This is a genomic window from Mycobacterium sp. (assembly GCF_032162105.1).
Classification (GTDB): Bacteria; Actinomycetota; Actinomycetes; order Mycobacteriales; family Mycobacteriaceae; genus Mycobacterium.
This window is the reverse complement of the sequence record NZ_JAVRPS010000518.1, coordinates 1-11,680: the sequence shown is the minus strand read 5'-3', so window position 1 is coordinate 11,680 and position 11,680 is coordinate 1. Positions and strand designations below refer to the sequence as shown.

The following is an 11,680-nucleotide window of genomic DNA, read 5'->3' as shown; positions in this document are numbered from 1 at the left end:
CTCGGTCACGGCGGGGCGTACTTCTTCCGCCAACTCGATGATGCGGTCGACACAGAGTCACTGAAAGCCGCTCTCTGGGAACTGATCTGGGCCGGCTGGGTCACCGGCGACACGTTCTCCCCCGTGCGCGCACTACTGCACGGCACGGGCCGCCGCGGCGGCGCGCACCGCCAGCGGCAGCGTCCCCCCCGGATGAGCCGCTACAGCGTCGCGCACGCCCAGACCCGCACGTCCGAGCCGACGGTCGCCGGCCGGTGGTCCAAGCTGCCGCCCGCCGAACCCGAATCGACGGTGCGCGCCCACTTCCAGGCCGAGTTGCTGTTGAACCGCTACGGCGTGCTGACGAAGGGTTCCTCCGAAGGGCTGCCCGGTGGGTTCGCGATGCTCTACAAGGTGCTCAGCGCATTCGAGGATGCAGGCAAGTGCCAGCGCGGTTACTTCGTCGAATCGCTCGGTGGCGCCCAGTTCGCGGTGGCGTCCACCGTGGACCGGCTGCGCACCTACCTCGACGACGTCGACCAGGAGCGGCGTGCCTACCAGGCGGTCGTGCTCGCAGCGGCCGACCCGGCCAACCCGTACGGCGCCGCCCTGCCGTGGCCCGGCGACGGCGCGCACCGGCCGGGCCGCAAGGCCGGCGCACTCGTGGTTTTGGTCGACGGGGAGCTGGTGTGGTTCCTGGAGCGCGGTGGGCGCACCCTGCTGTCGTACTCCGACGACGTCGAGGCGAATCGGTCGGCGGCGGCCGCACTTGCGGAGATGGTCGGAGGCCGACGGCTGCAGTCCTTGCTGGTGGAGAAGGCCAACGGCGTCTCGGTGCTCGATCCCGGTGCGGACGACCGCCTGTCCACCGTGCGTGACGCCTTGACCGGCAGCGGCTTCGCCCGCACCCCGAGAGGCCTGCGGCTGCGGTCAACTACCTGGTCTTGAGGGACCGGGGTTTTGCAGCTGTAGTGCCTAGCTGGCTGTCAGGTGTTACGCCGCGCTGGGGACCGTTGACTGGGCCCAGGTGGTTGGTGCTCGGTGCGCGATGTTGTCGGCCCCGAGGATGTCTGCGTGTTCTGCGATGAATCCGCAGTCCCGGCATACGAACTCGGCCTGGCTGGTCCGGTTGCGTCTGTCGATATGGCCGCAGCGGGTGCAACGCTGGCTGGTGTAGGCCGGGTCCACATGGACCAGCGGCACACCAGCTCGGGCTGCTTTGTAAGCGAGGAACGCGCCGAGCTGGGCGAAGGCCCAGCTGGCGTGTGTGGCACGTTGGGGCTTGCGGAGCCGTACCCGTTCGCGGATACCAGTGAGTTCTTCGACTGCTATCCCGCGTCCGGTGCGTTCAGCCTCGGCCACGATCCTCTTGGCGATCTGGTGGTTGACATCGGCGGCGAACCGGGCTTCCCTGCGGGCGCGTACGCGCAGCAGCCGTTTCGCTGACGTGGTGTTCTTCTTCTGCAGTTTCTGGCGTAGTTCACGGTTGCGGGTGCGGCGATCCTTCACACTGCCGTGCCCGCTGGCCCCACCAGCAGCATCCGCGCCGTAGGTACTCATCAGTTCCCGGGCCAAAGACCGGTCACTGGTGACCGCGATGTTCTCGATGCCCAGGTCGACACCGATCCACCCGCCGGCGCCCTTGAGGTGCTCACCGGTGCGCACTGGCGTGTCGGGCACGTCGATCGTGGCGATCAAATAGGCCCTCAGTGTCCCGCCGCGGTGCCGGCGCACGACCAGATCGGTTTCACCGCTGCGATGGGTCCTCAGCAGCGCGACCTGCTCAGCGCTGCCGGCGAATCGCAGGTTCTTCAACCGCCCGTCCACCGTCCAGATCGACACCGTCCCACCCGTGCCGGCGTCGGTGTCATGAATCCAGGACAAGCAGCGGTCATCGAACGGCTGCGCCGCCAAGGCCCGAAACCGGATCGCCGAGGTTTCCACCTTGGTGCGGCGCGGACTTCCCGGCGTGCCATACCGGCCCGCCCGCAGATTCGCCGTCAACGACGTATAGGAATCGGCGACCTTGCGGATACAGCACTGCGCGACCTGCGCCCCGAGACCGGCGTGCTGGCGGGCCTGAGCGTAAGTGATGGCCCGCAGATCCCGGGGCCGGTACACCCGCTGAGCGTGCGCCACCGCTGATACCAAGTTCGCGGTCGCGTTACAGGCGATCAACGTGCGAGCAAGCACATCCACCTGGGCGGGGTCCACCTCCAGCCGAACCTGCACCACCTGTTTCACGACCGCACCCTAACCCTGGGGACCGACACACCACGTCCTGCTGCCAGAGCAGTATTGGTCTATGTCACCTCGATGGGAGCCAGATCCCCATGTTCGCAGGGGAAGATCCGTTGTCTCTGACCTGCACGCACATTTGGTCTTTACCCCAAAACATCGACGCGGACCATTGACTGCGCAGATCCTCGACCGCTGTGAACAGATCATGCGCGACGTCTGCGCCGACTTCGACGTCGAACTGCACGAGTTCAACGGTGACACCGACCATGTGCACCTGCTCGTGCACTACCCGCCCAAAATCGCGCTAACGCGACTGGTCAACAGCCTCAAGGGCGTCTCGGCACGACGCCTGCGCCAAGAGTTCCCCGGCCACTTTCACAAATACCAGTGGGGCGAGCACTTCTGGTCCCCGTCCTACTTCGCCGGCTCCTGCGGCGGCCCACCACTGTCGGTTGTCAACGACTACATCGAAAACCAGAAACGTGCCGACTAATTCGTACTGGCGCGACACGTCAACACACAGAACGCGATGCGACTCCTCCCGGCCGCAACGACCGGGGTTCCTCGTAAGAATCCGCTGAATTCGCTCAGCAGACCAGGTTTCGCCGATAGACTCCAATGCCATGACCGCCGATAGCGGGCACGGTGACGGCGAGCTCTCGGACGTCGAGTTGCGGGTGCGGGCGCTTGAATCGATCCTCACCGAGAAGGGTTACATCGATCCGGCCGCCGTCGATGCAGTGGTCGAGGCTTACGAGACGCGGATCGGGCCCCGCAACGGCGCTCAGATCGTCGCCAAGGCGTGGGCCGACGAAGGCTTCGCCCAGTGGCTGCGCGAGGACGCCACCGCGGCGATCGCCTCCTGCGGCTTCACCGGCCGCCAGGGCGACGACATGGTGGCGGTCGAGAACAGCCCGACCGAGCACCACATGGTCGTCTGCACCCTGTGCTCCTGCTATCCCTGGCCGGTGCTTGGCCTACCGCCGGTCTGGTACAAATCGGCGCCTTACCGTTCGCGCGCGGTGTTCGATCCGCGCAGCGTGCTGGCCGAATTCGGTGTGACACTCCCCGATTCGACCAGGATCCGCGTCTGGGATTCGACGGCAGAGGTGCGTTACCTCGTGATACCCATGCGTCCGGCCGGGACCGACGGTTGGAGCGAGCAACGGCTCGCCGACCTCGTCACCCGCGACTCGATGATCGGCACCGGCCTCGCGCTCTCCCCTGAGCAGGTGCCCGCGTGAACGGGGCGCAGGACATGGGCGGCGACATGGGGTTCGGCCCCATCGAAGTGGAGCCCGATGAGCCAACGTTTCATGCCGACTGGGAGCGGCGCGTCTTCGGTCTCACCCTGGCCGCGTCGGCCACCGGTGCGTGGAATCTCGACACCAGCCGCCACGCGCGCGAGTCGCTACCGCCCCCCGAGTATCTGTCATCGAGCTACTACCAGATCTGGCTGAGGGGGCTGGAGAAGCTTCTGTTGCAGACCGGTCTGGTCACCCAGGACGAGCTCGACACCGGCCGGTCACTCGCACCGGGGAAGCCCGGCACGGGAGTGCTCAAACCCGAGAACGTACTACGCGTCCTCACTGCCAGCGTGACCAACGAACGACCGGTCGCCACACCGGCGCGCTACGCGGTCGGCGACCCGGTCGTCACACGCAACATGAACCCGTTGGGCCACACGCGTCTGCCGCGGTATGCCCGCGCCAAGCGCGGCATCGTCGAACGGATTCATGGAGCCCACGTCTTCGCCGACGCGAATGCGTCCGGTCGGGGCGAGGCGCCGCAATGGCTGTACACCGTGCGGTTCACCGGCGTGGAGCTGTGGGGTGACGACGCGGACCCAACACTGACGACCTCGATCGACGCGTGGGAAAGCTACCTTGAAGCCGGCTGACGCCCTGCTCGCCGCGGCTGAACCCGTCGCGCCGATTCCGCGTGACGCCGATGGCGCTCCGGCCTTCGAAGCGCCCTGGCAGGCCCAGGCTTTCGCGATGACGCTGTTGCTTCACGAACGCGGCCTGTTCACCTGGAACGAGTGGGCATCGACATTGGCCACCGAGATCAGCCGGGCGCAGGCCGCGGGCGACCCCGACGACGGCTCCACGTACTACCGGCACTGGCTGGCCGCCATCGAGCGCCTCGTCGTCGACAAGGGCGTGGCCACCTCGGGCCACCTCGACACGCGTCGCGCCGCATGGGATCGCGCGGCGCATGCCACGCCGCACGGTCAGCCGATTCTGCTGGACAACGATCCGGGACCATCACCGCGCTGAGCATTTGTCAAAAATGACAAAACTTCGGGCCGCATCGCACCATACTGAGGCCATGGTCGCGCTCATCGTTCACGCCCTTCTTGGCGTCGCCGTCATCGCCTGGATCGTCCGGGCCAATCCGCAGATCTTCGCCAGGCCAGCCGGCGGCCCGCTCTTCACGCCGCTCGAGTTGACCTACTACGCGGCGGGTATCGCGGCGACCGTCATCGGCTACTACTTCAACCATCAGTTCGTCGCCGAGTTCGCGGTGCCCGGGGGCAATCCGATCTGGGGTCCTGGCAGCTGGCAGCAGTTCATCGTGTTGGGCTACGACAATCCGGCGGCCAGTTCGGCCAGCCAGGACTACACCATCATCAGCCTCGTGCTCATCCCGCTGTTCACTATCGTCGACGGATACCGGCGTGGCATCCGGCGGTCCTGGCTGTTCTGGACTTTGGTCCTATTCACCAGTTCGGCCTTCGCCCTGGCGTTCTATTTCGCGGTCGCCGAGCGTCAACACCGCCACGAGAAGGCCGCGAAGGCTCTCGACCCCCTTCCTAGCGGCGCCTGAGGCCGCCGCGCTTGCCTAGAGTGCAGGCATGGGGCTGCGAACACCGTTGACGACGATGCTCGGCATCGAGCATCCGATCGTGCTGGCCCCGATGGGCGGCGTCGCGGGCGGAGCATTGGCGGCCGCGGTCTCCGAAGGCGGAGGCCTGGGCATGGTCGGCAGCGGCGGGCCGGACTGGCTGGAGCGGGAGTGCGCCCTAGCCCGTGCGGGGACCGACAAGCCTTGGGGCATCGGTCTATTGGCGTGGGCCGTCGACGACGCTGTGCTCGAGCGGGCGGTGGCTCAGCAACCGGCCGCGATCATGCTGTCGTTCGGCGATCCGACGCCGTTCACCGACGCGGTCCGTGGCGCGGGAATCCCGCTGATGATCCAGGTGACCACACTGCCCGATGCGCGGCGCGCACTGGATCTCGGCGCAGACGTCGTGGTGACACAGGGCGCCGAAGCAGGCGGTCACGGGGAGGGCCGCGGCACGCTGCCGTTCGTCCCCGCCGTCGTCGACGTGGCCGGCGACACCCCGGTCCTTGCGGCGGGTGGCATCGCCGACGGTCGCGGTCTGGCGGCGGCCCTCGTCCTCGGCGCCGCCGGTGCCATGATCGGAACCCGCTTCGAGGCGACGCACGAGGCACTGATCAGCGCGGAGCAGGGCAAGGCGATTACGGCCGCCGCTGCCGCGGACACCACACGCGACCGTGTGTTGGACATCGCCAGGGAATCCCCGTGGCCGCGTCGCTTCACAGCACGCACGCTGCGCAACCGCTTCACCGACACCTGGCGCGACCGCGAGGACGCGCTGCGGTTCGACGTCAACGCCAAGGCCGAGTTCCGGCTCGGCGTCGACCGCGCCGACATGGACTACTTGCCGATCTGGGCGGGCGAGGCCGTCGACCTGATCACCGAGTTGGATACCGCAACGGCCCTAGTGCGTCGAATCAGCGACGAAGCCGGCCGCGCGATCGACGCCGTACAGCGGGAACACGACCCGCTTCGGCCGCGTTGCGATGAGTCGTGAGCCATGACCTGATCACCACGCCATTCGGATCCGACTCGACCGCGGCGGAGGTGATCGCAGGCGTCGACCTCTCGGGCAAGCGCGCGATCGTCACCGGCGGCGCCTCGGGCATCGGCGTCGAGACCGCGCGAGCACTGGCCGACGCCGGTGCACACGTCACGCTGGCAGTGCGCGACACCGCCGCGGGCACCCGGGTTGCCGGTGAGATCGGCGGCCGGGTCGACGTGGGCCCGCTCGACCTGAGCGACCCCGCAAGCATCGCCGCCTTCGTCGCGGCCTGGAGCGGGCCCCTGCACATCCTTGTCAACAACGCCGGGGTGATGGCCATCCAGGAGCTGTCGCTGTCGGCCACCGGACACGAAATGCAGTTCGCCACAAACCATCTCGGCCACTTCGCTCTCGCCATCGGCCTGCACGTTGCACTTGTCTCGGCAGGCGGCGCCCGCATCGTCTCGGTCAGCTCCAGTGGACACCTGCGGTCCCCGGTGATCTTCGACGACGTCGACTACGCGTTCCGTGAGTACGACCCGTTCGGTGCGTACGGCCAGTCCAAGACGGCCAACGTGCTATTCGCCGTCGAGGCCACCCGGCGTTGGACGAACGACGGCATTCTCGCCAATGCCTTGATGCCGGGCGGAATCCTCACCGCGCTGCAGCGACACCTCGCGCCGGACTACGGCAAGGACGCCGAAGAGCGCTTCCGCAGGGCGGGCAGCCGACTCAAGAGCCCCGAGCAGGGCGCTGCCACCTCGACGCTGCTCGCCGCCTCTCCCCTGCTCGACGGCGTTGGTGGCCGGTACTTCGAGGACTGCAACGAGGCACCGGTCGTGCACCGCCGCGACGAACTGACCATCGCAGGCGTCGCACCGTACGCGCTCGACCCCGAGAACGCGGCCCGTCTCTGGGACCTGTCCGCTCGGCTGATTGGCTAGCCGGGCATCGGGTGGGACCGGTAGAACTCGACGTGACGCCGCGCGGAATCCTCCCAGGTGAGTGACGACGCGAGCGCGCGGCCCGGTTGGGGGTTGGCATCGCACTGTAGTGCGTCGACGAGGGCTTCGGCGAACGCGGCAGGCGTGGAGGCGTAGCGGACCGTGTCACCGAACACCTCGTGCAGCACCGGCAGGTCCCGCGTCACGACGGGTCGGCCCGCGGCCAATGCCTCCATGGCGGCCAGCCCGAATCCCTCCTTCGTCGAGGGAAAGGCGAAGGCCGCCGATGCGGCGACCAGACTGGGTAGTTCGTCGTCCTCGAGCGTGCCCAGAATGACGGGATCGACGTCGAGATCGGCGCACTTCTGCTCGAAGGCGGCGCGGTAGTACCGGTAGTCGAACAGCGTCTCACCGCCGGCGATGACCAGTCCGACGTCGGGAAGTCGTTGGCGTAGAAGGTGATACGCCTCGACCAGGTCGATGGTGCCCTTGCGGGGCTCGATCCCCCCGACGGCGAGCACGTAGCTTCCCAGGCGTTGCCGCCAACCGTCTCGCCGGTTTCGTGCCGACGGCGTTTCGGCAGCCGCATCGATGAACCGTTGCGCGCGAACGCCGTTCGGGATGACGGTGGGATGCAGACCCCAGCCCGCGGCCACCTCGGCGGCCACGGCTGCCGACACGCAGATGCGGGCATACGGTTCGACGACGGCCTTCTCGTGGCACTCGGCCAACACCGGCGTGGTGAACTCGTCGAGGTGGTGAATGGTGCGGATGCAGGTACCCACGGCGTTGGCGCTGATGCAGTCCTGGGCGTGCACGACGTCGTACTCGCCCGGGGTGAACTCCGCGCGCAGGAGGGCTATCGACCGCACGATGCGGTCGGTCACCGACTCCTCGCCGCGGTCGGGGAAGTCGACCAGCCTCACCCGGACCGCCGGATCGACGTCGCGGAAGAAGCCACGGTCACCCTGGCGGGCCAACGACCACACGGTCACCTCCACACCCGACGCCGCCAGTGCCTCGGCCAGGTTCAGCGTGTGCACCACCCCACCCCGGGGCTTCGTCGAATAGGTCAGGAGTGCGACGCGCACGGTCAACTCCGCGTCGTGATGCCGTAGACGTCCACCCGACGTTCGGCCAAGTGGTTCAACACCCTTCTGGCCCTGGTGATTTCAGCTTCCACGTCGACGGTGACCTTCGCCATTCCGCCCTTGGATCCGGTGTTCACCAGCACGTCACCGCCGGGACCCACCACCTTGGCCTGGCCAAGGAATCGCAAGGCTCCCATCACGCCCGTCTGATTCGACGACACCAGCACCACTTGATTCTCGGCGGCGCGGGCACAGTCGTAGAGGTCGAACAGGCGGGCCTGCCGGTCGGCGGGCAGTCTCGACGCACGGTCGGTCACGCTGGCCGGCCACGCCGACAGCGCCGCGATGATCTGCGCGCCGTCCAGCGCCAGAGCGCGAGCGGATTCCGGGAACGTCTTGTCGTAGTCGATCAGCATGCCGAGGCGGCCGACCGGGGTGTCGAACGCCGCGAAGGCATCTCCGGCAAGGTAGGCCAGCCCTTCGCCCGCCGGCTGATGGACCTTGCGATGGTGACCGAGCACTCCGTCTCCCGAGACGCAGATCGCCGCGTTGTAGCGACCGTGGTGGGCCTCCTCGGCGTAACCGAGGCACACGGTCATCGGCCCGGCAGCGGCGATCACCGTCGCGATCTCGGGCCCGCCCGGGTCCAGTGCCGACGGCCTGTCGTCGGGATCTGGGGCGCGCAGGTCACCGATGTAGCCGCCGAGGCAGGCGTCGGGGAACACCAGGAGGTCGACGCCATCGCGTGCGGCTGATTCCACGATGCCGACCACCTTGGCGACACCGCGACCGACGTCGCGACCGAAGTTCGCCGCGACGGCGGCGATCGTCACCAAGGTCAACTCACGCCCTCCCCAGCCCGGTCACGTGGGGCGCCACGGCGGTCGTCGTGACACCGTCCGGCCATCGCAACCGGACACCCGGATCAGTCGTCAGACTGCCGCAGTCCGCTGCGGACACCCCGTCGGGTACTGGTGTCGCACGGGCGTCGGCGTGGTCGGCGGTGAGCATGGCGTAGCCAGGAAAGCACGTCAGCCACTGCCCCATGTCGGCTTTCGCCGGTCGCGGGATCCTTGCGACGTCGAGTTCGGCGCCGGTCCCGCTGGCTTCGGCGAGCATGCCCGCGGTCCCCACGATGCCCGCCATGCTGACGTCCTTGGCCGCGCGTGGCCGCATCCGTGCCACCAGAGTTGCCAAACGTGCCAAGTCGGCGCTGTCGCGGGTGCTGCTGGAATCCCATTGGCGGCCATGGTGTCCCGGCCGCCAGTCGCCGACCAGATCCGCAGTCAGGCGCAGCATGTCTCCCGCCGAGCCACCGCCTGCGCGGACCGGTTCGGCGGTGCGGCCGAACGCCGTCACCGCGAGCGATGCGGGGACGCCCAGCTGGGTGTGCCCACCGAGTACCGGGACCTGCCACGCAGCCGACGCCTTGGAGATCCCCCGCACGATGCGGGTGAGCAGGGATCTGGTCGGGGCGCCGACCGCATCCAGGAGACCCGTTGGCGTTGCGCCCATCGCCGTCAGGTCGTTGACGTTGACCAACACCGAGCACCACCCCGCCCATTCCGGATCGCGTTCGACCATCGACGGGATGATCGCATCGCACGCGGCGACGAAGTCGCTGCCGGGCAATGGCACGCCGTCGTCCCCGACGAAGCCCGCGGGGCCAAGGCCGCCCTGGACCTCCCGCAGCGGCGCCAGTACGTCGCCGAGGAACGACTTGGTGGCGTCGGTCAGGCGCTGCATCTGATGAAGCGGCCAGCGCATCACGGCGTGTGGCTGGCCCGCGACCAGGCAATCGCCGTGGTTCTCCCAGCCGAGCGAGCCGAACATCGCGGCGTAGCGCGCCTGCACCGTGGCGTCGAAGCGAAGCACACCCGCGGACTCCGCGTGGGCGCACGCCGCCCGGATGAGTGCGGGGCCAACCCCCGATGACCGTGCCGAGTCGACCGTGACCAGCCGGCTGCCCGTCCACCATCCGATGTCGGGTTCGCACCGTGGCGCGAGTCGCACGCCGCCGAGCACCGTCCCGTCGGCGGCAGCGGCGACGAGGACCACGGTGCGCGGGTCGTCATCGATGTCGTCTGCGTCGCTGTTTGCGAAGAGGTGCTGCTCGCGCACGAACGCGTCGTGACGCAGCCTGCGGAATGAGGCGACGTCCGCGTCACTCTCCGCACGATGGATGAGGAACGCCGGCGTCGAATGGGCGCGGCCGCCTGCCAGGATCGACAGCTCTTGCCTACGCCGGAGCTGCTGGGCCACTTCGGTTCTCGTCGTCTCCACCAGGCTCACCCACCCACACTCTGCAGAACGCCGCAAGCACCACACGCGGCGCAACCGGCCTTCTGATCGGCACCCGCCATGCCTGCCAGCCGAAGGGTGTTGGCGACTTCACGGGACACCTTCTCGACGATGGCCGAATCAGGCGCGCCAGCTCCGTCGATGTCGACGGCCAGCGTGCCGGGATGCGGGCGGAACGGCACCACGAAGGGGTAGACCCCCATCTCGATGAGCTCGGCGGCGCCCGCAACGAGCTCATCGGGATCCTCGCCGAGTCCGACGAGCAGATACGTCGAGACCTGGTTGCGTCCGAACACCCGGACCGCCTCGCGCCACGCATCGCGGTACTGCGACAGCGGAACGGTCGCCTTGCCCGGCATCCATCGGCGACGAACGTCATCGTCGAGGGATTCCACGTGAATGCCGACGGCGTCTGCACCCGCGTCGCGCAGTTCGGCGAGGACGGCCAGGTCGCCGGGTGGTTCGCACTGCACCTGGATGGGCAGTCCAGGCACCGCGGCCTTCACCGCCCGCACGCAACGCGCCAAGTGCCTGGCGCCGCGGTCACCGCCCGCAGAGGTGCCGGTGGTCATCACCATGTGCTCGACACCGTCGAGGCGCACCGCCGCCTCCGCCACCTCCGCCAGTTCGGCAGGGCGCTTGACGGCGGTGGTGGCGCCCGACCGCAGCGACTCCTCGATCGAACAGAATCGGCAGCGCTGGTCCTCCGCGTAGCGGATGCAGGTCTGAACGACTGTGGTGGCGAGCACGTTCCGGCCGTGCAGCCGGGCGATCTTCTCGTATGACACGCCTTCCGCGGTCTGCAGATCGTAGAACCTGGGCCGGTCGATGACGCGGACGTCGAGCCCGGAATCCTCACCATCCAGGAGCACCTTGGCGCCGTCGAAGACGAAGGGGCTTAGCGGGTTGAGTGGGATGGCGGCGGGGCGGCCGTCGATCACCAGGTGGCCGTCGTCGCTGGGACCCGCACCAGCGGTACGACTCACCGGCGGCCGGCCGCGAATGCCAAGCAGGGCGAGGTCAACTCGAGTGGAGACTGACATGGATTCTCCTCTCAGCGGGCCACGGCGAGCCGGGGCGCGGACTGGTGATGAAGATCGTCGATGATCGTCGTCGCAATGTGTTTGGCGTCGCGGTCGATGCCGAGGAAGCGGCCCGAACCCCAGGTGTACATCCACGGCAGCCCGATGAACGTCAGGCCCTCGACTCCCGTGACGCCGCGGTTCTGCATCGGCCGGCCTGCGCCGTCGAACGCACTCGCTTCGATCCACCGGTAATCGGGCCGGTACCCGATC

13 protein-coding genes and 1 pseudogene are annotated in these 11,680 nt (G+C 68.2%); 8 read left to right on the top strand and 6 right to left on the bottom strand.

Annotation, left to right across the window (positions count from 1 at the left end; translation table 11 throughout):
* Nucleotides 1-927, top strand: a 927-nt coding sequence (locus tag QOC69_RS26800) for an Lhr family helicase (RefSeq protein ID WP_526445380.1), incomplete at its 5' end; no start/stop codon positions are given.
* A gap of 45 nt (nt 928-972) precedes the next feature.
* Here QOC69_RS26800 and QOC69_RS26795 read toward each other — a convergent pair.
* Nucleotides 973-2,223 carry a transposase gene (locus tag QOC69_RS26795; protein ID WP_526445378.1) on the bottom strand — a complete coding sequence of 417 codons (1,251 nt, stop codon included), beginning with the start codon at nt 2,221-2,223 and terminating at the stop codon, nt 973-975.
* A 61-nt stretch (nt 2,224-2,284) separates the two neighbouring features.
* On the opposite strand from QOC69_RS26795, the gene tnpA reads away from it, so the two are divergent.
* The 7 genes from tnpA to QOC69_RS26760 all read left to right on the top strand — a co-directional run bounded on the left by tnpA (nt 2,285) and on the right by QOC69_RS26760 (nt 6,993).
* Nucleotides 2,285-2,713 (top strand): IS200/IS605 family transposase, encoded by a 429-nt coding sequence (gene tnpA, locus QOC69_RS26790; RefSeq protein ID WP_526445376.1) that lies wholly within the window; start codon nt 2,285-2,287, stop codon nt 2,711-2,713.
* 130 nt (nt 2,714-2,843) lie between these two features.
* On the top strand, nt 2,844-3,464 hold the full coding sequence (nthA, locus tag QOC69_RS26785; protein ID WP_526445374.1) for a nitrile hydratase subunit alpha: 621 nt from the start codon (nt 2,844-2,846) through the stop codon (nt 3,462-3,464).
* Complete coding sequence (gene nthB / locus QOC69_RS26780) at nt 3,461-4,120, top strand: nitrile hydratase subunit beta (protein ID WP_526445372.1); 660 nt, start codon at nt 3,461-3,463, stop codon at nt 4,118-4,120. Before nthA ends, nthB begins: the two co-directional genes overlap by 4 nt.
* Complete coding sequence (locus QOC69_RS26775; protein ID WP_526445370.1) at nt 4,107-4,499, top strand: nitrile hydratase accessory protein; 393 nt, start codon at nt 4,107-4,109, stop codon at nt 4,497-4,499. The genes nthB and QOC69_RS26775 overlap by 14 nt, the downstream gene beginning before the upstream one ends.
* Before the next feature lie 52 nt (nt 4,500-4,551).
* Complete coding sequence (locus QOC69_RS26770) at nt 4,552-5,049, top strand: DUF2834 domain-containing protein (RefSeq protein ID WP_526445368.1); 498 nt, start codon at nt 4,552-4,554, stop codon at nt 5,047-5,049.
* 28 nt (nt 5,050-5,077) lie between these two features.
* Entirely contained in the window at nt 5,078-6,061 is a 984-nt protein-coding gene (locus QOC69_RS26765) for an NAD(P)H-dependent flavin oxidoreductase (RefSeq protein WP_526445366.1), read from the top strand.
* On the top strand, nt 6,058-6,993 hold the full coding sequence (locus QOC69_RS26760) for an SDR family NAD(P)-dependent oxidoreductase (RefSeq protein ID WP_526445364.1): 936 nt from the start codon (nt 6,058-6,060) through the stop codon (nt 6,991-6,993). Before QOC69_RS26765 ends, QOC69_RS26760 begins: the two co-directional genes overlap by 4 nt.
* On the opposite strand, the gene QOC69_RS26755 is transcribed toward QOC69_RS26760, so the two are convergent.
* From QOC69_RS26755 to QOC69_RS26735, 5 genes and pseudogenes are all read right to left on the bottom strand, one after another.
* The gene (locus QOC69_RS26755) at nt 6,990-8,084 is read right to left on the bottom strand and encodes an MSMEG_0565 family glycosyltransferase (protein ID WP_526445362.1); all 1,095 of its coding nucleotides are present in this window, start codon (nt 8,082-8,084) and stop codon (nt 6,990-6,992) included. The genes QOC69_RS26760 and QOC69_RS26755 overlap by 4 nt on opposite strands.
* 2 nt (nt 8,085-8,086) lie before the next feature.
* Nucleotides 8,087-8,926 (bottom strand): carbon-nitrogen hydrolase family protein, encoded by an 840-nt coding sequence (locus QOC69_RS26750; protein WP_526445360.1) that lies wholly within the window; start codon nt 8,924-8,926, stop codon nt 8,087-8,089.
* A gap of 1 nt (nt 8,927) precedes the next feature.
* The gene (locus tag QOC69_RS26745) at nt 8,928-10,370 is read right to left on the bottom strand and encodes an MSMEG_0567/sll0787 family protein (protein ID WP_526445382.1); all 1,443 of its coding nucleotides are present in this window, start codon (nt 10,368-10,370) and stop codon (nt 8,928-8,930) included.
* A 2-nt stretch (nt 10,371-10,372) separates the two neighbouring features.
* The gene (locus QOC69_RS26740; protein WP_526445358.1) at nt 10,373-11,428 is read right to left on the bottom strand and encodes an MSMEG_0568 family radical SAM protein; all 1,056 of its coding nucleotides are present in this window, start codon (nt 11,426-11,428) and stop codon (nt 10,373-10,375) included.
* A gap of 11 nt (nt 11,429-11,439) precedes the next feature.
* Nucleotides 11,440-11,680 (bottom strand): annotated as a pseudogene (locus tag QOC69_RS26735) (MSMEG_0569 family flavin-dependent oxidoreductase); the annotation flags it as partial.